A 20,705-nucleotide genomic window follows, 5' to 3' on the forward strand; every position below is an offset into this window, starting at 1 on the left:
CAAGGGGGCCTTCATGCGGATCTGCATCATCAACACCGGCGGCACGATTTCCTGCACGGGGCAGCCGCTGGTCCCGATGCCGTCGGACCGCTTTGCGGCGGCGGTACGGGACCTGCTGGGCCCGGCGCTGGCGGCCAGCCTGCCGGGCCTGCGGCTGCATTTCGACACCGGGCTGCGGTTTTCCGACCAGGGGCCGGGGACGCTGGACAGCACCGACCTGCGGCCCTCGGACTGGTGCCGGATGGCGGCGCGGGTGCTGGACCTCTATGACGACCACGATGCCTTCGTGATCCTGCACGGCACCGACACGATGGATTATTCAGGCGCCGCCCTGCCCCTGCTGCTGAACGTCTTCGACGATCTGGGCCTGGCCCGGGCCGCCCTGTCCAAGCCGGTGATCCTGACCGGGGCGCAGCTGCCCCTGCTGCGCGAGACGCCGCAGGGCCTGGTCCTGAACGCGGGCAGCGACGCGCTGGCCAACCTGTCCGGGGCGCTGGCCATGACGCGCCTGCGCCTGCCCGAAGTGGCGCTGTACTTCGACGGGCGGCTGTGGCGGGGGTCGCGCGCGCTGAAGGTGTCCACGCGCCGCCTTGCCGGCTTTGCCAGTCCGCACCTGCCCTCCCTGGCCGAAGCGGGCATCGGCATCTGGCACGGGGCTGCCGCGCCGCTGCCCGGCCCCGCCTCGCCCGCGCAGGCGCTGGACGATCCGGCGGCGCGGGCGCTGGTCCGCGCGCAGCTGGAGGCGGTCGCCCAGGGGATCGACCGGCAGCGCGTGGTGCAGATCCCCGCCGTCCCCGCCGATCACCGCAGCGCCGCGCCGCTGCTGGCGCAGATGATCGAGGGCGCGCTGGCCTCGGGCGCGACGGGGCTGGTGCTGGAGGGTTTCGGCGAAGGGAACATCCCCGCCGGCGACGGCGCCATGCGCCAGGCGCTGCTGCATGCGCAGGCGCAAGGCGTCACCACCCTGATCGCCAGCCGCGCCATCGGCGGCACGGTCGGCGCCTTCCATTACGCCGCCGGTGCCTGGATCGTCGACACGGGGGCGATCGCGGCCGGCGACATGACGCCCGTTGCCGCGCTGGCCAAGCTGATGATCCTGCAGGCCGCGGCCGCGCATCACGGATGGGACCGCAGCACGCTGGCGGCCCTGCTGACCCGCAGCCTTGTCGGCGAAAGCGCCCTCCAGGACCGAATGACCGGGCCGCTTTGGCCGGGACAGGCGCTGTCGGCGGCGGATGGCGCGCTGCGGCTGTGGAACGATCCCGACGACGGCCCGGTCCTGCGCGACGGGGGGCAGGTCCTGTGGCAGGGGGCCGGGCCGGGGCGCCTGCAGATGCTGGACGGCCGGCTGGTGCTGATCGCGCATGACGGCGCCCGGCTGTGGACCAGCCCGCCTGCCGTCGCGGGCGCGGTTCCGGTGCTGACGGCGCATCCGCCGGTGCTGCGCCTGATCGACCCGTCGGGACGGGTGGCCCCGGTCACTGCCCTTCCCGGCTGACAGCGCGCCCGCCTTGCGCTAGCAAGGGCCGACCCTGCAAGGAACCCGCCCATGCCGCTGATCCATGTCCTGAACGGCCCCAACCTGAACCTGCTGGGTAAGCGCCAGCCCGAGATCTATGGCCATGCCACCTTGGCCGATGTCGAGGCGCTGTGCGGCGAGGCGGCAGCCCCCCACCAGATCCGCTTTCTGCAATCCAACTGGGAGGGCCAGATCGTCGACTGGATCCACGAGGCACGGGACGAGGCCGCCGCCATCGTCATCAACCCGGCGGCGCTGACCCATACCTCGATCGCGGTGCTGGACGCGCTGAACGCCTTTGACGGCCCGGTGATCGAGGTGCATCTGAGCCAGGTCCACAAGCGCGAGGCTTTCCGACACCATTCCTATGTCTCGCATCGCGCCGACGGGGTCATCGCGGGGTTCGGGATCCAGGGATATGCCGCGGCCTTGCGCCATGTGGCGGCGCTGATCTGAGGTAAGGATCGGAAAAAGCCGCCGGTCCGGCCGCGGGAGGAGAAAACGGCGGACCGGCGGCTTACCGGAGGGCTCGTTGCCAGCCATGAGGAGGAGCGCAACGATGCGAAGTGGTGCGACCCCGCAACTTCAGGATGCACCCGCTGCAGCGCGGCGTCACCAGAAGATGCCATCAGCCTGGGCACAATCCGGGCAGATGCCCGGTAAACGGGCAAAAATATCGCAACTGCACGCAGGGCGGGCAGAAAGCTGCCGGAGACCCCGCCCTCATGATTCGCGGGATTGCCCAAGCGCATCCAGATAGGCGTCCGACCACCAGGCGACGTCGTGGTCGATCACCCCCTTCAACAGGGCGGCATGGCGGCGGCGGCGTTCCTCCAGCGGCATCCTGAATGCCTCTGCCATGGCCTGCGCCAGGTCGTGCGGATCATGGGGATTGATGATCAGCGCCTCGGTCATCTCCTCGGCGGCCCCGGCGAACCGCGACAAGATCAGGACCCCCGGATCCTCGGGGTCCTGGGCCGCCACATATTCCTTGGCCACCAGGTTCATGCCATCGGCCAGCGGCGTCACCAGGCCGATGCGCGCCTGCCGGTATAGCCCTGCCAGCACCGGGCGCGGGAAGGGCCGGTGGATAAAGCGGATCGGGGTCCAGTTCAGGGTCGAGAACTGGCCGTTGATGCGCCCCGCCAGATGCTCGGTCTCCTCGCGGATGTCCTGATAGGCTTCGACCGCCTCGCGCGTCGGCGGGGCGATCTGCAGGAACGAGATGCATTCCATCAGGTCCGGGTCCTGCTCCAGCAGGATCTGATAGGCGCGGAACCGCTGCGGGATGCCCTTGGAATAATCCAGCCGGTCCACGCCGATCATCATCTTGGCGCCGGTCAGCAGGCGGACGCGATCCTCGTCCGGGGCATCGCGTGCCTCCTCGATGAAGGAGGCGGTGTCGATGCCGATGGGAAAGACCTCCGCGCGGACCTCGCGCCCCGACAGGCGGAATCGCGTCTCAGAGATCTGGTCCACTTCGGCCAGTTGCCGCGCGCTTTCGGCGAAGGCCCCCAGGTCGCGATGGGCCTGAAAGCCCAGCAGGTCGAAATGCGATAGCCATTCGAACATCTCGGCCGGATTGGGCAGCGCCGCGCAATCGGCGGGACCGGGAAAGGGAATATGCAGGAACAGGCCGATGGGGCAGGTCACCCCACGGGCGCGCAGTTCGGCCGCCAGCGGGAACAGGTGATAATCCTGCACCCAGATCCGATCGCCCTCGCGCAGCTGCGGCAGCATCAGGTCGGCGATGCGGGCGTTCACCCGTTTGTACCCTTCCAGATACTCCGGCAGGATGCGCATCAGGTTCGGCCGCCCGTGGCAGACCGGCCACAGCATCGAATTCGAATAGCCCAGGTAATAGTCGTGGTGATCCTGCGTGTTCAGGTCAAAGGACAGCCGCTGAAAGGGTGCCCCCGGATGATCCTGAAGCTGATCGCCAGGATCGTCCTTCACATCCCCCGAAAACCCGATCCAGACCCCACCGGAACTGCGCAGGGCATCCTCCAGCGCCACGACAAGGCCCCCGGAGGGATTGTCCCCCAAGGGCAGGCGGTTGGAGACGACGATCAGACGGGACATGAAAACTCCTTCATCCCAGGGACGCATCCAGCCATGCGGCCAGCGCGGCGGGATCGGACAGGCGGTGGCGGGCAGCGGTGGGGCCGTCGCCGATCTTGACGGCAAAGCCGCCGCGGGACTGCGCCTCGGCCATCGCGGGTTCGTCGGTGGTGTCGTCGCCCGCGAAGACCGGCATGCGCCCCGCAAAGGGGGGCATCTGCATCAGGCGGGCCAGCGCGGTGTCCTTGCCCACGCCGCCCGGCCGCAGTTCCAGCGCCATCTTGGCGGGCTGCAGCATCAGGTGCGGGTTCTGTTCGGCCAAGGCATGCATCGCATCCTCGACGAAATTCTGCAGGGACGGGTCCTTGCGGTAATGCATGGCCACGCCATGGGGCTTTTCCTCGACCAGCACCGACGGGTGCGGCGCCGCCATGTCATGCGCCGCGCGATGCAGGGCTTGCGCGTCGAAGGGCTGCTCGTGCAGCGCCTCGATCCGGTCCGGCGAGGGGGACAGTTCCGAACCGTGGCTGCCCGCCACCATGCCCGGAAAATCGACCAGATGCCCCCGCAGGTTCGCCACGTCCCGCCCCGAGATCAGCGCCAGAGCGCCGTCAAGCCGCCGGTGCAACCGCACCAGCCGCTCCCGCAGGGCAGGTGCCACGACCACCGCATCGGGACGGGGCGCGATCTCGACCAGGCAGCCGTCGAAGTCCAGAAACAATGCGGCATCGGCAGGAAGCGGCGGGGGGGATGTCATGGGAGGGCAGTTTCCTTGGGGCCATATGTACCGACCAAACCCTTCAGCCCGCCCGGGGGTTCACCCGGACGTGATCTTTTTCTGACGGTCCCTGCCGTGGGCTCAGAACTCGACCCCGGCCTGCGCCTTGATCCCCGACCGGAAGGGATGCTTGACCTGGGTCATCTCGGTCACCAGGTCGGCCGCCTCGACCAGGCTTTCGGGGGCGCCGCGGCCGGTCAGCACGACATGCGTCATCGGCGGCTTTTCCGCGTCCAGAAAGGCCAGCACCTCGGCCACGTCCAGATAGCCATAGCGGAAGGCGATGTTGATCTCGTCCAGCAGGACCATGCGGATGGCCGGGTCTCGGATCAGCTCCTGCGCCTTGGCCCAGCCCGCCCGCGCCGCGGCGATGTCGCGGGACTTGTCCTGGGTTTCCCAGGTGAACCCCTCTCCCATGCTGTGGAACTGGCACAGATCGGCGAAATGGGTGGTCAGAAGGCGCCGTTCGCCGGTGTCCCAGGCCCCCTTGATGAACTGCACCACGCCGGAGGGCATGCCATGCGCGATGCAGCGCATGATCATGCCAAAGCCCGACGAAGACTTGCCCTTGCCCGGCCCGGTATGGACGATGATCAGTCCCTTCTCGCCGGTCTTGGTTTCCATCATCCGGTCGCGGGCGGCCTTCTTCTTGGCCATCTTCTGGGCGTGGCGGGCCAGGTCCTCCGGGTTGTCCGTAGCGTCATTGGGATCGGTCTGCGTCATCGGTTCGCTCCTGAAGGTTGACAAATCGCGGGCGCGGCGCTTTTGGTGGGCGCGTGTTGGTTCCTGTCGTAAGGCAGGCGAAGAGGGAATGCGACAGGCAAGGTTTCGGCCATGCCCAGGCGCAGCCGCCCCCGCGACCGTGACCGGAAAGGTCGCCCCGATCCACTGGCCGCCGCCGCGCGGGGCCGGGAAGGTGGGACGACCGTTGGGCCAAGCGCCCGAAATCCGCAAGCCGGGAGACCTGCCAGCACCTGACGATGACCGGCGAACGGGGTGTTTCGCGACCGGCAGATGATGGCCGGATGACCCGCGCCGTCCTCTTCGGGCCGCCCCGGATGCCGAAAGCCAAGGGAAGGCCCGCGATGCGCGCTGTTCTGCATGTCTGCACCACCTGTCGCGGCACCCTGCCGGGCAACGACCCCGAGGGGCCCCGCCCCGGCACCGCGCTGCACGATGCGCTGCGCGAGGCCGCGCCGCAGGGGGTCGAGATCCGGCCCGTCGAATGTCTGTCCGCCTGCGCCCAGGGCTGTTCGGTCGCCCTGTCGGGGCCGGGCAAGTGGTCCTATGTCTATGGGCGGCTGACCCCCGCCGATGCCGCCGACATCCTGTCGGGTGCCGCCGCCTATGCCGCCACCGCCGACGGGATCGTGCCCTGGCGCGAACGCCCCGCCATCTTCCGCAAGCAGAGCCTTGCCCGCATCCCCCCGCAGGAGTGACCCATGACCGACCTCGTGAAGACCCCCGTCACCGTGATCACCGGCTTTCTGGGTTCGGGCAAGACCACGCTGATCCGGCACCTGATGCAGAACCCGCAGGGGCTGCGGCTGGCCGTGCTGGTCAATGAATTCGGCACGATGGGCGTGGACGGCGACATCCTGAAGGGCTGCGCCGACGACAATTGCCCGGCCGAGAACATCATGGAGCTGTCGAACGGCTGCATCTGCTGCACCGTGGCCGACGACTTCATTCCGACGCTGGAACGCCTGATGGCGCTGCCGCAAAAGCCCGACCACATCCTGATCGAAACCTCGGGGCTGGCACTTCCGAAACCGCTGCTGAAGGCCTTCGACTGGCCGGCGATCCGGTCGCGTATCACCGTGGACGGGGTGATCGCCTTGGCCGATGCCGAGGCCGTGGCCGCGGGCCGCTTTGCCCCCGATGTGGCGGCGGTGGACGCGCAGCGTGCCGCCGACGACAGCCTGGATCATGAGACGCCCCTGTCCGAGGTGTTCGAGGACCAGATCGCCTGTGCCGACGTGATCCTGCTGACCAAGGCCGATCTGGCGGGACCGGACGGGATTGCCGCCGCCCGCGCCGTGATCGAGGCCGAATCGCCCCGCAAGCTGCCGATCCTGACCGTGACCGAAGGCGCCATCGACCCGCGCCTGATCCTGGGCCTGAACGCCGCCGCCGAGGATGACATCGCCGCCCGCCCCAGCCACCACGACGGCGAGGACGATCACGAGCACGAGGATTTCGACACGGTTGTCATCGACCTGCCCGAGATCGCCGATCCCGCCGACCTGGCGGACCGCATCGCGCGGCTGGCCGCCGAGCAGAACATCCTGCGCGTCAAGGGCCATGTCGCCGTGCAGGGCAAGCCGATGCGCCTGCTGGTGCAGGCCGTGGGCGCGCGTGTGCGGCACCAGTACGACCGCCCCTGGGGCAGCCAGCCCCGCCAGTCGCGGCTGGTGGTCATCGCCGAACATGACCACGTGAACGAGGCCGCGATCCGCGCCGTGCTGGAAGGCGTTCCCGCCTGATGCATGTCATCTTTCGCGAACAGGTCGGCCTGGACCAGACCGACGCCCCCTATGATCCGGGCCAGTCGCCTGCGGATCTGGTGGTCCTGTCCTTTTCGGACAGCGACCTGGGGGCCTTCGCGGAAGGGTGGCGGCGGGCGGCGGGCGGGCTGCCGTCATTGCGGCTGTGCAACCTGGTGGCGCTGCGGCACCCGGTGTCGGTCGACACCTACCTGGACCAGACGCTGGCGGGCGCCCGCGGCATCCTGATCCGCCTGATCGGCGGAGAGGCCTATTGGCCCTATGGCCTGGCCTCGGTGCAGGACCTGGCGCGGCGCCGGGGGATCGCGCTGGCGGTGCTGCCGGCCGACGGGCGCGACGACCCCCGGCTGGAGGAGGTCTCGACCGTGCCGGCCTCCGTGCTGCGCGTGCTGCGGCGGCATTGCGACCAGGGCGGCGCGGTGGCCGCACAGGCGGCGCTGGCGCAGATGGCCATTGCCTCGGGCCTGGCCGCCGCCCCGGTCGAGGGGCGCAAGACGCTGCCGCAGATGGGGCTGTGGGATCCTGACCATGGCGTGATTGACCAGGTACCGCAGGGGAACCTGGCGCTGGTCACCTTCTATCGCAGCTGGCTGGCCGCCGCCGATATCGGTCCCGTCGATGCGCTGATCCATGCGCTGCGGGCGCGGGGATTCGCGGCCATCGGCGCCTTCGCCCCCTCCTTGAAGGCCGAGGGGCTGGGGGACTGGCTGCGCGACACCCTGCCCGCGTCGCCGACGCTGGTCGTGAATGCGACGGGGTTTTCCGCCCGGACCCAGGCCGGCACGCCCTTCGACGGCATGGGCTGCCCTGTCTTCCAAGTGGCGCTGTCGACCAATCGCAGGCGCGAATGGGCGGGCGCCGAGCGCGGGCTGTCACCGTCGGACCTGGCCATGAACGTGGTGCTGCCCGAGATCGACGGCCGCATCTTTGCCGGCGTCATCAGCTTCAAGGCGCCCGAGCCGCGCGACTCCGACCTGCAGTTCTCGCGCTTTTCCCATCGGGCGGATCCCGGTCTTCTGGCCGCCGCCGCCGACCGCATCGCGGCCTGGGCGCGGCTGGCGCGGACCCCGGCGGCAGAGCGGCGGGTGGCATTGATCCTGTCCACCTATCCCGGCCGCGACTGGCAGATGGCGCATGCGGTGGGGCTGGACGCCCCGGCCTCGGCCGAGGGCGTGGCGCAGGCGCTGGCCGCCCAAGGCTACGATGTCCCCGCTGGTGTTGGGGCTGCCGCCCTGGCCGGCCAGCGCATCACGTGGCCGCTGTCCGATTACCAAGCTGCGTTGCAGGCCCTGCCGCAGCCGCTGCGCGAGGCGCTGCACGCGGCCTGGGGCCCGCCCGAGGCCGATCCCGATTTCGACCAAGGCGCCTTCCGCCTTGCCGCCATCCGGCGCGGGAACCTGCTGCTGGCGCTGCAGCCCGAACGCAGCCACCGCACTGATCGCGACGACGGTTACCACGACCTGACCCGCGTGCCGCGCCATGCCTATGTCGCCTTCTACCTGTGGCTGGCCGCGCAGGACCCGCATGCCCTGGTCCACATGGGGGCGCACGGCACGCTGGAATGGCTGCCAGGCAAGGCCGTGGCGCTGTCGGGCGACTGCTGGCCGCAGGCGCTGACCGGGGCGCTGCCGGTCATCTATCCCTTCATCGTCAATGATCCGGGCGAAGCCGCGCAGGCCAAGCGGCGCATCGGAGCCGTGACCCTGGGCCACCTGCCGCCGCCGATGCGCGAGGCCGCCCTGCCCCCCGGCATGGCGGGGCTGGAACGGCTGCTGGACGAATATTCCACCGCCGACGGGCTGGACCCGGCGCGCCGCGACCGCCTGATCGCCGGCATCCGGGACGAGGCCCGCGCCTTGGGGGTCGAGGCCGACCTGGGCATTCCCCCCGACGCCAGCGCGGCCGAGGCGATCACCCGCATCGACCGCTTTGTCTGCGACATCAAGGAAAGCCAGTATGGCGAGGGGCTGCACATCTGGGGCAGCGGCGCCTGCGGCGAGGCCGAACGCGCGGGGCTGGCGGCGGCGCTGGCGGGCCGGTTCGTGGCGCCGGGCCCGTCGGGGTCGCCGAACCGGGGTCGGTCGGACGTGATGCCGACGGGGCGCAACCTCTTTAGCGTCGATCCCCGCGCCGTGCCGACCCCCGCCGCCCATGCCCAGGGCGTCAAGCTGGCCGAGGAACTGTTGCGCCGCCACCTGCAGGATCATGGCGACTGGCCGCGTGGCCTGGTGGTCGACCTGTGGGGCAGCGCGACCATGCGGACGGCGGGCGAGGAGTTTGCCATGGCGCTGCACCTGGCGGGACTGAAGCCCGTGTGGGACCAGGGTTCGGGACGGGTGTCGGGGGTCGAGGTCGTGCCGCTGGCGCTGCTGGACCGTCCGCGCATCGACGTGACGCTGCGCGTCTCGGGCCTGTTCCGCGACGTCTTTCCGGTGCTGGCGCAGCTGTTCGAAACCGGGGCCGCGACCCTGGCCGAGCGTGACGAGGCGACGGATCAGAACCCCTATGCGGCGCGCGCGCCCCGCGTCTTTGGTCCGCAGCCCGGCCAGTACGGGCTGGGCATGGGCACGGCGCCCACGGAATTCACCGATGCCGCGCGGGCGGCGGCGGGCGAGGCCTGGCTTGCGGCCTCGGCCTGGGCCATCGGGGCGGACGGGACCAGCCGCCCGGACCGCGCGGGGCTGGAGGCGCGGATGGCGGGCGTCGACAGCTTTGTCCATGCACAGGACCTGCCCGAGACCGACCTGCTGCTGGCCGCCGATTATGCCGCGCACGAGGCGGGCTTTGCCGCCGCGATGACCAGGATCGGGGCCACGGCCCCCGCCCTCTATCACCTGGACGCGACGCAGCCCGGCCGCCCCCGCGCCCGCACCCTGACCGAGGAGATCGCTCGCACCACCCGCGCCCGCGCCGCCGACCCGGCCTGGGCCGACGGGATGACGCGCCACGGCTATCGCGGCGCGGCCGAGATCGCGGCCACGCTGGATCACATGGCGGCTTTCGCGCATTTGGCAGGCGCGGTGCCGCCGCATCTGTTCGACCTTTACCACGAGGCCACGCTTGGCCGCCCCGAGATCGTGGCGTTCATGGAGGCGGCCAATCCCGCCGCCCTGGCCGCGATGCGCGACCTGTTCCAGCGCCTGCACCAGGCGGGGCTGTGGGTGACGCGCCGCAACTCGATCGCGGTGACGCTGTGAGCGCGGTAAAGGGATGGTGCCCCGGCGCGCTGCGGCCGATGGAATCCGGCGATGGATGGGTGGTGCGGCTGCGACCGCGCGGCGGCCGGCTGAGCGCGGCCCAAGCCGCAGCCGTCGCCGACGCGGCCGAGGCGCAGGGCAACGGCATCATCGAGCTGACCGGCCGTGCCAACCTGCAACTGCGCGGCGTGACACCTGACAGCCACGCGCCGCTGATCGCCGCCCTGCGCGCGCAGGACCTGATCGACGCCGATACGGATGCCGAGCGGCGGCGCAACATCCTGGTCACGCCCTTTGCCGATGCCGCGACGGATGCCCTGGCCGCCGCGCTGGAGGCCGCGCTGGCCGCAAGCGGGCTGACGCTGCCGGCCAAGTTCGGCTTTGCCGTCGATGCCGGGCCGCTGCCCGTCCTGACCCGCGACCCCGCCGATATCCGGATCGAGCGCGGCCCTCAAGGGCTGACGCTGAGGGCGGATGGCATGGCGACCGCGCCCCCCCTGCACGACGTGACCGAGGCGCTGGCCTTGGCACAGTGGTTCCTGGACCAGGGAGGCGCGCCCGCTGGCTGGGGCCGCATGGCCGCGCTGATCGCCCAAGGCGCGCGGCCGCCGGGCGCTGTTTGGCCGGCCCGCGCCGCCGCGCCCGCCGCGCAGCCGGGGGCCACGGCACAGGGGATGCTGGCGGCGCTGGAATTCGGCCAGGTGCCGCCCGATACGCTGCGCCGCCTGTCACGGCTCGGGCCGCTGCGGCTGACGCCTTGGCGCATGCTGCTGGTGCAGGGCGCCCGCACCCTGCCCGACTTGCCCGGTGTAATCCTGGACCCGCAGGACCCCCGCCTGCGCCTGCGCGCCTGTCCCGGCGCCCCGGCCTGCCCGCAGGCCCATGCCGCGACCCGGCCCCTGGCGCGCGACCTGGCGGGTCTTGTCCCGCCGGGTGCGGTGCTGCATGTGTCGGGCTGTGCCAAGGGCTGCGGCTGGCCGCGTCCCGCCGACCTGACCCTGACCGCCACGCCGGCGGGGTTTGATCTGATCCGCCATGGCCGCGCGGCCGACCCGGCCGTGCGGCGCGGCCTTCACCCCGACCAGCTGCCAAGGGTTCTGTGATGCCTCATGATTACGAAAAGGACGGCGCCGCGATCTATCGCCAGTCCTTCGCCACCATCCGCGCCGAGGCCGACCTGGCGGGCTTTGACCCCGACGAGGAGCCGGTGGTCGTGCGCATGATCCATGCCGCGGGCCTGGTCGGGCTGGAACGTCACGTGCGCTTCACCCCCGGCATGGCCACGAGTGCCCGCGCCGCGCTGGCGGCAGGCGCGCCGATCCTCTGCGACGCGCGCATGGTCAGCGAGGGCGTGACTCGCACCCGCCTGCCCGCCGGGAACCGGGTGATCTGCACGCTGCACGACCCGCGCGTGCCGGACATGGCGCGCGACATGGGCAACACCCGCAGCGCCGCAGCGCTGGAACTGTGGCGCCCGGACCTGGACGGCGCGGTCGTGGCCATCGGCAATGCGCCGACCGCGCTGTTCCACCTGCTGAACATGCTGGAGGACCCCGCCTGCCCGCGCCCGGCCGCGATCATCGGCTGCCCGGTGGGTTTCGTGGGCGCCGCCGAATCCAAGGACGCGCTGATGGCCGCCCCGCCCGCGCCCGCGGTCATCGTGCAGGGACGGCTTGGCGGCTCGGCCATCACTGTGGCCGCCATCAACGCGCTGGCCAGCCGGAAGGAGTAGCCGCATGGGACAGATCATCTGCGCCGGCCTGGGGCCGGGCGATCCCGACCTGATCTCGGTCAAGGCCGACCGGGCGATCCGGCAGGCGCGCCACGTCGCCTATTTCCGCAAGCCCGGGCGCCAAGGACAGGCGCGCCGCATCGTTGACGGGATGCTGGCACCGGCCGCGGCCGAATATCCGATGGAATACCCGGTCACGACCGAGATCCCCTTTGACAGCCCCGACTACAACCGGCTGCTGGCCGATTTCTACGACGATTGGGCCGACCGGCTGGCGGCGCTGGCCGCGACCGATGATGTCGTCGTTCTGTGCGAGGGGGACCCGTTCCTCTATGGCTCGTTCATGCATCTTTATGTGCGGCTGAGGGATCGGGTGACGGTGACCGTGATCCCGGGCATCCCCGGCATGGTCGGCTGCTGGAACGCCAGCGGCACGCCCATCACCTGGGGCGACGACGTGCTGACCGTGGTCATGGGCACCCTGCCCGAGGGCGAGATGCTGCGCCACATGCAGCATTCGGACGCGCTGGTGGTGATGAAGACCGGCCGCAACCTGCCCAAGGTGCGCCGCGCCCTGACGATGGCGGGCCGGCTGGACGACGCCTGGCTGATCGAACGCGGCACCATGCCCGGCCAGCGCATCCTGCGCCTGGCGGATGTCGAGGCTGCAGACTGCCCCTATTTCGCCATCGTGCTGGTGCATGGCCAGGGCCGCCGCCCCGTGGCGCTGGCCCAGGTCGCCGAATGAGCGGCTGGATCGCCGTCGCGGGCCTTGGCCCCGGCGCCGAGGCACTGGTGACGCCCGAGGTCTCGGCCGCGCTGGCGGAGGCCACCGACATCGTGGGCTATATCCCCTATGTCGCGCGCATCGCCGCGCGCGAGGGACTGGTGCTGCACGCCTCCGACAACCGGGTGGAGCTGGACCGCGCGCGGCTGGCGCTGGACCTGGCGGCGGCGGGGCGGCGGGTGGTCATCGTGTCGTCAGGCGATCCGGGGGTCTTTGCCATGGCCTCGGCCCTGTTCGAGGCGGTCGAGGCGGGCGGCGACCTGGCCGACATCCGCATCCTGCCCGGCATCACCGCCATGTTGGCCGCCGCCGCACGCGCGGGCGCGCCCCTGGGCCATGACTTCTGCGCCATCAACCTGTCGGACAACCTCAAGCCCTTCGCGCTGATCGAACACCGCCTGCGCCATGCCGCGCGGGGTGATTTCGCGATGGCCTTCTACAACCCCCGCTCGGCCAGCCGCCCCGAGGGCTTTGCCCGCGTGCTGGAGGTCCTGCGCCAGGAATGCGAACCGGCGCGCCTGATGATCTTCGCCCGCGCCGTCACCACGCCCGAGGAATCGCTGCGGATCGTGACCCTGGCCGACGCCGAGCCGCAGATGGCCGACATGCGCACCGTGGTCCTGGTCGGCAACAGCGCCACGCGGCGCGTGGGCCCCTGGGTCTATACGCCGCGCAGCGCGGGGGCGGTCTGATGCAGCCAGTCCAGCGCCTCGGCCGGGATGGCGACGGTGGCGCGGTCGGGCAGCGCGGGCCGGTCGATCATCACCACCCGCACCCCCAGGTCGCGCGCCGCCTGCAGCTTGGCGCTGGCCCCCGCACCGCCGCTGTTCTTGGCCACCAGGTGGGTGATCCGGTGCGCCGCCATCAGGCTGCGGTCGCCATCCACGGTAAAGGGACCGCGGGCGATGACCACCTGGGCGCGCGGCAGGGGCGCGCTGTCGGGGGCATCGACCAGGCGGAGCAGCCAGTCATGGGGCAGACGGGCAAAGGGGTCCAGGTTCTGCTTGCCGATCGCCAGAAAAACCCGCGCGGGCCGTTTGGGCAGGGCCGCGACGGCACCCGCGATGTCGGGAACCGGCTGCCAGTCATCGCCCGGCCCCGGCTGCCACGCGGGCCGCTGCAGCGCCAGCAGCGGCAGCCCCAGCTCCGTGCAGGCGGCATGGGCATTGCGGCTCATCCGGGCGGCAAAGGGATGGGTCGCGTCGATCACATGGCTGATGCCGGCGCCCTGCAGCCAGTCCGCCAGCCCGGAGGCGCCGCCAAAACCCCCGATCCGCATCGGCAGGGGCTGGGCCATCGGCGCGGCCGTGCGCCCGGCATAGGAAAAGACCGCATCGATCCCCGCGCCGGCCAGCAGGCGGGCCAGATCGCTGGCCTCGGTGGTGCCGCCCAGCAGCAGGACGCGTTTCATGTCTGACCCCTGGCTGACGATCATCGGCATGGGCGAAGATGGCGCGGCCGGGCTGGGGGATGCAAGCCGCGATGCGCTGGCGGCGGCAAAGGTTGTCTTTGGCGGCCCGCGCCACCTGGACCTGGCGGGGGTGGGAGCGCGCGGCCGGGCCTGGCCCGTGCCCTTCGACGTGGCGCCGGTGCTGGCGCTGCGCGGACAGCGGGTGGCGGTGCTGGCCTCGGGTGATCCCTTCTGGTTCGGGGCGGGCAGCAGCCTGGCCGCGCATCTGGCGCCGGGCGAATGGCGCGCCCTTCCGGCACCGGGCGTGCCCTCCCTGGCTGCCGCGCGGCTTGGCTGGCGGCTGGAGGATTGCGTGACCCTTGGCCTGCACGCCGCGCCGCTGGCCAGGCTGCGCCCGCATCTGCTGCGCGGCTGCCGGATCATCGCCACGCTGCGCGACGGCGACGCGCCCGCAGCCCTGGCCGCCTGGCTGTGCGGCCAGGGCGCCGGGGCCATCCGCATGACGGTGCTGGAGCGCCTTGGCGGCCCGGCCGAACGCATCCGGGGCACCAGCGCCGACGGCTTTGCCCTGACTGACATCGCGGCTCCGGTCGCGGTGGCGCTGGACGGCGCCGACCTGCCGCGCGGCTTCGGGCTGTCCGCCGCAGCCGGACGCGCCGATGACCTGTTCGACCACCAGGGCCAGATTACCAAGGCGCCGGTCCGCGCGCTGACGCTGGCGGCCTTGCAGCCGAGGGCCGGCGCCCTGCTGTGGGACATCGGCGGGGGCTCGGGGTCGATCTCGGTCGAATGGGCGCTGGCGGGGGGGCGGTCGATCTGCATCGAGCCGCGCACCGACCGTCTGGCGCTGATCGCCGGAAACCTGGACCGCTTCGGTCTGGCCCATCGCATCCGCATCGTCGAAGGCGCCGCCCCCGAGGCGCTGGCCGGCCTTCCCGAACCGGACACGGTCTTTGTCGGCGGCGGCGCCAGCGCGGCCCTGTTCCAGACGCTGTGGCCCGCCCTGCCCCACGGCGTCCGGCTGGTCGTTAATGCCGTGACCCTGGAGACCGAGGCGCTGCTGACAGATCTTCACGCCCGCCACGGCGGCGACCTGACCCGGATCGAGATCGCGCGCGCCGCCCCCCTAGGCGGGATGCGCGGCTGGCAGCCGCTGCGCCCGGTGGTGCAATGGGCGGTCACGACATGACGCGCGTCGCGGGTATCGGCTGCCGCGCCGGGACGACGCGCGACGCGCTGGCCGCGGCACTGGCGGCGGCGGGGGGTGCCGATGCGCTGGCGACGATCGCGCAGCGGGCCGAGCAGTTGCGCCCGCTGGCCGTCCTGCTGAACCTGCCGCTGCACATCGTCGACGTCGCGGGCATCGCCACCCCCACCCGCTCGACCCGGATCGAGGCGCTTTACGGCACCGGGTCCGTCGCCGAGGCCGCAGCCCTGGCCGCCGGAGGTCCCGGTGCACGCCTGTCGGCCCCCCGCCGCGTGTCGGCCTGCGGCCTTGTCACCATCGCCATCGCAGAGGTTCCATGACCGTCCATTTCATCGGCGCCGGCCCCGGCGCACCCGACCTGATCACCCTGCGCGGGCGCGACCTGATCGCGGCCTGTCCGGTCTGCCTCTATGCGGGCAGCCTGGTTCCCGCCGTCCTGCTGGCGCACTGCCCGCCCGGTGCGCGGATCGTGAACACCGCGCCCCTCAGCCTGGACCAGATCATCGACGAGATCGCCGTGGCCCATGCCGCAGGCCATGACGTTGCCCGGCTGCATTCGGGCGACCTGTCGGTCTGGTCCGCGATGGGGGAACAGCTGCGCCGCCTGCGCGCGCTGGACATTCCCGTCCAGGTGACGCCCGGCGTGCCGTCCTTCGCCGCCGCCGCCGCCGCGCTGGAGACCGAGCTGACCCTGCCCGGCCTGGCGCAGTCGGTCGTGCTGACCCGTACCCCCGGCCGCGCCTCGACCATGCCCAAAGGCGAGACGCTGGCGGCATTCGCGGCCACCGGGGCGACCTTGGCGATCCACCTGTCGATCCATGCGCTGGACCGGGTGGTGGCCGATCTGCTGCCCCATTACGGCGGTGATTGCCCGGTGGCGGTCGTCTGGCGCGCCAGCTGGCCCGACCAGCGGGTGATCCGCGCCACCCTGGCCGACGTCCAGACCCGCGCGCAGGGGATCGACCGCACCGCGCTGATCCTGGTCGGCCGCGCCCTGGCGGCCGAAGGATTCGAGGAAAGCCGCCTTTACGCCGCCGATTACGACCGCCGCTATCGTCCGGTTGGCGCCGACCCCCGGTTCCCGGAATGAGGCCCGCCGCGATGACGCCCGGCCTGATGATTTCGGCCCCGGCCTCGGGGACCGGCAAGACCATGCTGATGCTGGGCCTGCTGACGGCGCTGCGCCGGCAGGGGCTGGCGGTGCAGCCCTTCAAGTCTGGCCCCGACTACATCGATCCGGGCTTTCACCTGGCGGCCTCCGGGCGGGCGTCCTTCAACCTGGATGCCTGGGCGATGCAGCCGGGACGGATCGTGGCCCATGTGACGGGGCAGCCGCCCGCTGACCTGATCCTGGCCGAAGGTTCGATGGGCCTGTTCGACGGGGTCGCCAGGGCCGGGGAAACCGGCATCGGCTCCAGCGCCGAGATCGCGCAGATGATGGGCTGGCCCGTGGTGCTGGTCCTGGACGTCGGCGGCCAGGCGCAATCGGCGGCGGCCACCGCGCGGGGCTTTGCGACGCTGCGCCCGGACCTGCCCTTTGCGGGCGTGGTGCTGAACCGCGTCGCCTCGGCCCGCCATGACGCGCTGATCCGCGAGGGCATGGCCGAGGCCGGCATCCGTGTCCTGGGCAGCCTGCCGCGCCAGGGCAACATCACCCTGCCCGAACGCCACCTGGGCCTGGTGCAGGCCGAGGAGACCGCCGGCCTTCAGGCGATCCTGGACCATGCGGGCGATTTCGTGGCCGCGCATTGCGACCTGGACGCCATCGTCGCGGCCGCCGCCCATCGCGCCCTGCCCGATGCCGCCGCGCCGCTGCCCCTGACCCCGCCGGGTGGGCGGATCGCGCTGGCCCGCGACGCGGCCTTTTCCTTCACCTATCCGCATGTGCTGGAGGCTTGGCGGCGCGCGGGCGCCACGATCCTGCCCTTTTCGCCGCTGGACGATCAGGTGCCCGACGACAGCGCCGATTGCTGCTGGCTGCCGGGCGGCTATCCCGAACTGCACGCGCCCCGGCTGGCGGCGGCCGACCGATTCCGGCAGGCGATGCACCGCTTTGCCGACACGCGGCCGGTTCATGGCGAATGCGGCGGCTATATGGCGCTTGGCGCGGGGCTGGTGGATGCGGAGGGCGTGCGCCACCGGATGCTGGGCCTGCTGGGTCTGGAAACCAGCTATGCCAAGCGCCGCATGCACCTGGGCTATCGCCGCGCCGAACCCCATGCGGCGCTGCCCGGACTGGGGCGGCAGCCGCTGCGCGGGCACGAGTTCCACTATGCCTCGATCCTGTCGCAGCCCGACGCGCCCTTGGCCCATGTCACCGACGCGACCGGCGCGCCCGTGCCGGAAACCGGCAGCCACCGCGCCCTGCCCGGCGGCGGGCAGGTCACCGGCACCTTCTTTCACCTGATCGCCCCGGCGGCGACTTGACGCAGGCCGGGTGATCGCGTCTAGGTGAGGGTCTGTTTGGTGCCCGTCAGACGCCTCAGCGTCGGGCTTCATCGGGAATGGGGAAGGGCGGACCCAATCGCGGCGCCCGAAGCCTCAGCCGCCCCCGCGACTGTATGCGGAGAGCGCGCGTCACCCATGCCACTGGGGTATCGCCCCGGGAAGGCCGACGCCGCGCCCTGACCCGCAAGCCAGGAGACCGGCCATGCAGGCGAAACCTTCATTGCCGTCGGGTGTGACGGCCACAGGAGACTGACCATGCATATCGAACCGGGCATCGTCGCCGGCGCCAAGATCGTGCTGAGCTATGCCACCGCCGCAAACGCCGGCCTTTATTCTCTGAAACTGGCATTCGGCGCCCTGCGTGACCGGGGCCTGACCGCGCTGGCCGCGCGCACGGGCCTGGCCACAGCCGCCACCTTCGTCTTTTTCCAGGTCCTGCCGACCGCCCCCGTCGGCGTGTCCGAGGTGCACCTGATCCTGGGCTCGACCCTGTTCCTGCTGTTCGGCGCGGCGCCCGCCGCGATCGGGCTGGCCCTGGGCCTGCTGATCCAGGGGCTGGCCTTCGCGCCCGCCGATCTGCCGCAATATGGCATGAACGTGACCACGCTGCTGGTGCCGCTGTTCGCCGTCGCCGCCCTGGCGCGCCGCATCATCGCGCCCGGCACCGCCTATGTGGACCTCAGCTATGCGCAGGCATTAGCGTTGTCGACCGCGTTCCAGGGCGGCATCGTGGCCTGGGTCGCCTTCTGGGCCTTTTACGGCCAGGGCGCCGAGGCCTGGGGCGGGATCGCGGCCTTCGGCGCCGCCTATCTGCTGGTCATCGCGCTGGAGCCGCTGGTCGATCTGGCGGTCCTGGCGGGGGCCAAGTCGCTGCGCGGACTGCGCGGCAGCGCGCTGGTGACGCCGCGCCTTTTCGCATGATCCAGCTGACCCTGATCGGCATCGGGACGGGCAACCCCGATCACCTGACCCTGCAGGCCATCGCAGCCCTGCGGGACGCGGACCTGGTGCTGATCCCCCTGAAGGGCGAGGACAAGGCCGACTTGGCGGGCCTGCGCCGGGCCATGCTGGACCGGCACCTGACCGGCGCTCCAGTCCGCCTGGCCGAGTTCGACCTGCCGCGCCGCGATGCGGACGATCCCGACTATCTGGGCGCGGTCGAGCGCTGGCACGATGGGATCGCGCTGGCCTGGCAGGCCCAGATCAGCCGGCACCTGCCCCAAAGCGGTCGGGTTGCGCTGCTGGTCTGGGGCGATCCGTCGCTTTACGACAGCAGCCTGCGGATCGCTGCACGGCTGGATCTGGCGGTGACGGTGATCCCCGGCATCACCGCGATCCAGGCGCTGTGCGCGGCGCATGCGATCCCGCTGAACGACCTGGGCGCCCCGGTGCAGATCACCACGGGGCGCATGCTGCGGGACCACGGGTGGCCCGCTGGCGCCGACACGCTGGTGGTGATGCTGGACGGGGGCTGCGCCTTCCAGACCCTGCCCGCGCAGGGGGTCCGGATCTGGTGGGGCGCCTTCCTGGGGATGGAGCAGCAGATCCTCGACCACGGGCCGCTGTCCGAGGCCGGCCCGCGGATCATCCGCCGCCGCGCCGAGGCCCGCGCGGCGCATGGCTGGATCATGGACTGCTATCTGCTGCGGCGCGCCTAGAACAGGAAGATGTCGTCGGCCACGTCCGCCACCGTCAGGTCGCTGCCCATGACGGCGATGCGGTTGCCCGAGGACAGCTCGATAATGACGCCGCCTGAGGTTTCGCGCATCTGCTCCTTGACGAACAGGCTCAGGTCGTTGCCGATCAGCGCCTTGTCCATCAGGATCCGGTCGACGTCGGGCTGGAAATCCGTGATCTTGTCCAGTCCGACCGTGCCCTTGAAGATGAACTGGTCCGAACCCGATCCACCCGTCAGCACATCCCGGCCCGACCCGCCGAACAGCCTGTCATTGCCTGCCCCGCCTTCCAGCCGGTCATCGTCCGGGCCTCCGAACAGGCGGTCATGCCCGCGCTGGCCCATCAGGTGATCCTGGCCCCGGCCGCCGGTCATGAGGTCGTTGCCATAGCCGCCGGCAAGAGTGTCATGCCCCCACCCTCCGGACAGCCGGTCGGGACCCCCGCCGCCAGAGAGGAGATCGTCCCCCGACTGCCCCAGCAGGACATCCCTGCCATAGCCGCCGCGCAGGACGTCATTGCCATCGCCGCCGGCGATCCAGTCGTCGCCGCCCAGGCCCGACAGGCTGTCGCCGGCGCTGCTGCCCAGGATGTCGTCATGGGCGTCGGTGCCGGTATCTGTCTGGTTGGGCGTGCCGATCCGGGCCAGCCAGGCGGATTTGGAGGGCTCGGGCGCGGCCAAGTTGGGCGCGTCGAGGGTGGAGATAGTGATGCCGGGCGCCACGTCCAGCTCGACATGGCCCATGGTGCGGGCGAAGTTCTGGGTGGCCATAAGCACCTGATGACCTTGGTAACTTCCGGCCTCCAGACCGATGCCGACATGGGTCACATTGGGGTCCAGGATGTTGACACGGTGGTCGGGGCTGTTCATCAGGTTGCGGTGCAGGGCCTGGACCTCGTCCCGCAGGCTGTCGTCGCGGTCGATGGAGATGAGGGCCAGGTTCTCGGTCACGCGCCAAGAGGTTTCCAGAGGATAATCAGCGGCTTGGACGCGCTCGGTGGCGTCGGAGCCGTTGCTGCCGGTGTGCGAGAAGCTGTCGGTGCGCAGCATCCAGCGGCTGTGCGATTCGGCGGCGGTGTTCAGGTGCGTTTCCAGCTGCACGGGGTTTAGCCCGTGGCGGGCGCGTTCGGCATTGATCAGGCTGAGGAAATAGCGTTCGTCGGGACTGGCTTGGGTCATCTGCACCTCTGGTATCGGGGGCAGATTGCCATGACCGGCCGCCGCCTGGGATGACAATTTGTTCAAATTGTCCGTGGCGTGCAGATCCTTGCCGACGGGCCGCACGAGGGGTGCACGGGGCGGGCACCGCGCGTGCACAGGACGTACACCGACAACGTCCGGCCGGTTAAGACCCCGTTAACGTGCCAGCGACAGGCTGGGGTG

20 protein-coding genes and 2 riboswitches are annotated in these 20,705 nt (G+C 71.2%); of the genes, 15 read left to right on the forward strand and 5 right to left on the reverse strand.

Going from position 1 to position 20,705, the window contains the following annotated elements:
- The first annotated feature begins 13 nt into the window (after positions 1–13).
- Complete coding sequence (locus tag ACNR9W_RS15340; RefSeq protein WP_419268433.1) at positions 14–1,498, forward strand: asparaginase domain-containing protein; 1,485 nt, start codon at positions 14–16, stop codon at positions 1,496–1,498.
- A gap of 51 nt (positions 1,499–1,549) precedes the next feature.
- Positions 1,550–1,975, forward strand: a complete 426-nt coding sequence (gene aroQ / locus ACNR9W_RS15345) for a type II 3-dehydroquinate dehydratase (RefSeq protein ID WP_419268434.1) — start codon at positions 1,550–1,552, stop codon at positions 1,973–1,975.
- A 267-nt stretch (positions 1,976–2,242) separates the two neighbouring features.
- Here the strand turns inward: aroQ and ACNR9W_RS15350 are convergent, their stop codons facing one another.
- The 3 genes from ACNR9W_RS15350 to cobO all read right to left on the reverse strand — a co-directional run bounded on the left by ACNR9W_RS15350 (position 2,243) and on the right by cobO (position 5,081).
- Complete coding sequence (locus ACNR9W_RS15350) at positions 2,243–3,601, reverse strand: alpha,alpha-trehalose-phosphate synthase (UDP-forming) (RefSeq protein ID WP_419268435.1); 1,359 nt, start codon at positions 3,599–3,601, stop codon at positions 2,243–2,245.
- 10 nt (positions 3,602–3,611) lie between these two features.
- Entirely contained in the window at positions 3,612–4,337 is a 726-nt protein-coding gene (otsB, locus tag ACNR9W_RS15355; RefSeq protein WP_419268437.1) for a trehalose-phosphatase, read from the reverse strand.
- Between the two features lie 102 nt (positions 4,338–4,439).
- Complete coding sequence (gene cobO, locus ACNR9W_RS15360) at positions 4,440–5,081, reverse strand: cob(I)yrinic acid a,c-diamide adenosyltransferase (RefSeq protein ID WP_419268438.1); 642 nt, start codon at positions 5,079–5,081, stop codon at positions 4,440–4,442.
- A gap of 40 nt (positions 5,082–5,121) precedes the next feature.
- Positions 5,122–5,344, forward strand: a riboswitch (cobalamin riboswitch).
- Between the two features lie 99 nt (positions 5,345–5,443).
- On the opposite strand from cobO, the gene ACNR9W_RS15365 reads away from it, so the two are divergent.
- From ACNR9W_RS15365 to cobJ, 7 genes are read left to right on the forward strand one after another with little or no spacing between them, the layout of a single operon-like run.
- On the forward strand, positions 5,444–5,797 hold the full coding sequence (locus ACNR9W_RS15365) for a DUF1636 family protein (protein WP_419268439.1): 354 nt from the start codon (positions 5,444–5,446) through the stop codon (positions 5,795–5,797).
- Between the two features lie 3 nt (positions 5,798–5,800).
- Positions 5,801–6,844, forward strand: a complete 1,044-nt coding sequence (cobW, locus tag ACNR9W_RS15370; RefSeq protein ID WP_419268440.1) for a cobalamin biosynthesis protein CobW — start codon at positions 5,801–5,803, stop codon at positions 6,842–6,844.
- Positions 6,844–10,062 carry a cobaltochelatase subunit CobN gene (cobN, locus tag ACNR9W_RS15375; protein ID WP_419268441.1) on the forward strand — a complete coding sequence of 1,073 codons (3,219 nt, stop codon included), beginning with the start codon at positions 6,844–6,846 and terminating at the stop codon, positions 10,060–10,062. The genes cobW and cobN overlap by 1 nt, the downstream gene beginning before the upstream one ends.
- Before the next feature lie 38 nt (positions 10,063–10,100).
- Entirely contained in the window at positions 10,101–11,165 is a 1,065-nt protein-coding gene (locus tag ACNR9W_RS15380) for a precorrin-3B synthase (RefSeq protein ID WP_458478746.1), read from the forward strand.
- The gene (locus ACNR9W_RS15385; protein ID WP_419268443.1) at positions 11,165–11,794 is read left to right on the forward strand and encodes a precorrin-8X methylmutase; all 630 of its coding nucleotides are present in this window, start codon (positions 11,165–11,167) and stop codon (positions 11,792–11,794) included. Before ACNR9W_RS15380 ends, ACNR9W_RS15385 begins: the two co-directional genes overlap by 1 nt.
- Positions 11,795–11,798: 4 nt before the next feature.
- Positions 11,799–12,542, forward strand: a complete 744-nt coding sequence (locus ACNR9W_RS15390; protein ID WP_419268444.1) for a precorrin-2 C(20)-methyltransferase — start codon at positions 11,799–11,801, stop codon at positions 12,540–12,542.
- On the forward strand, positions 12,539–13,273 hold the full coding sequence (gene cobJ / locus ACNR9W_RS15395) for a precorrin-3B C(17)-methyltransferase (RefSeq protein ID WP_419268445.1): 735 nt from the start codon (positions 12,539–12,541) through the stop codon (positions 13,271–13,273). The genes ACNR9W_RS15390 and cobJ overlap by 4 nt, the downstream gene beginning before the upstream one ends.
- Here the strand turns inward: cobJ and ACNR9W_RS15400 are convergent.
- Complete coding sequence (locus ACNR9W_RS15400; protein WP_419268446.1) at positions 13,243–13,992, reverse strand: cobalt-precorrin-6A reductase; 750 nt, start codon at positions 13,990–13,992, stop codon at positions 13,243–13,245. The genes cobJ and ACNR9W_RS15400 overlap by 31 nt on opposite strands.
- Between ACNR9W_RS15400 and cbiE the strand changes: the two genes are divergently transcribed.
- From cbiE to cobF, 6 genes are all read left to right on the forward strand, one after another.
- Positions 13,991–15,181 carry a precorrin-6y C5,15-methyltransferase (decarboxylating) subunit CbiE gene (cbiE, locus tag ACNR9W_RS15405; protein WP_419268447.1) on the forward strand — a complete coding sequence of 397 codons (1,191 nt, stop codon included), beginning with the start codon at positions 13,991–13,993 and terminating at the stop codon, positions 15,179–15,181. The genes ACNR9W_RS15400 and cbiE overlap by 2 nt on opposite strands.
- Positions 15,178–15,519, forward strand: coding sequence for a cobalamin biosynthesis protein (locus tag ACNR9W_RS15410; protein ID WP_419268448.1), 342 nt, complete (start codon positions 15,178–15,180; stop codon positions 15,517–15,519). The genes cbiE and ACNR9W_RS15410 overlap by 4 nt, the downstream gene beginning before the upstream one ends.
- Positions 15,516–16,289, forward strand: a complete 774-nt coding sequence (gene cobM, locus ACNR9W_RS15415; RefSeq protein WP_419268449.1) for a precorrin-4 C(11)-methyltransferase — start codon at positions 15,516–15,518, stop codon at positions 16,287–16,289. Before ACNR9W_RS15410 ends, cobM begins: the two co-directional genes overlap by 4 nt.
- A gap of 11 nt (positions 16,290–16,300) precedes the next feature.
- Positions 16,301–17,626 carry a cobyrinate a,c-diamide synthase gene (locus ACNR9W_RS15420; protein WP_419268450.1) on the forward strand — a complete coding sequence of 442 codons (1,326 nt, stop codon included), beginning with the start codon at positions 16,301–16,303 and terminating at the stop codon, positions 17,624–17,626.
- 20 nt (positions 17,627–17,646) lie between these two features.
- A riboswitch (cobalamin riboswitch) is annotated at positions 17,647–17,866 on the forward strand.
- 36 nt (positions 17,867–17,902) lie between these two features.
- Positions 17,903–18,568, forward strand: a complete 666-nt coding sequence (locus tag ACNR9W_RS15425; protein ID WP_419268452.1) for an energy-coupling factor ABC transporter permease — start codon at positions 17,903–17,905, stop codon at positions 18,566–18,568.
- Positions 18,565–19,305, forward strand: a complete 741-nt coding sequence (gene cobF, locus ACNR9W_RS15430; RefSeq protein ID WP_419268453.1) for a precorrin-6A synthase (deacetylating) — start codon at positions 18,565–18,567, stop codon at positions 19,303–19,305. Before ACNR9W_RS15425 ends, cobF begins: the two co-directional genes overlap by 4 nt.
- On the opposite strand, the gene ACNR9W_RS15435 is transcribed toward cobF, so the two are convergent.
- Positions 19,302–20,501 carry a CAP domain-containing protein gene (locus ACNR9W_RS15435; RefSeq protein ID WP_419268454.1) on the reverse strand — a complete coding sequence of 400 codons (1,200 nt, stop codon included), beginning with the start codon at positions 20,499–20,501 and terminating at the stop codon, positions 19,302–19,304. The genes cobF and ACNR9W_RS15435 overlap by 4 nt on opposite strands.
- Positions 20,502–20,705: the final 204 nt, after the last annotated feature.

Origin of the sequence: Paracoccus sp. T5 (genome assembly GCF_048538155.2) — a bacterium.
Lineage (GTDB): Bacteria > Pseudomonadota > Alphaproteobacteria > Rhodobacterales > Rhodobacteraceae > Paracoccus.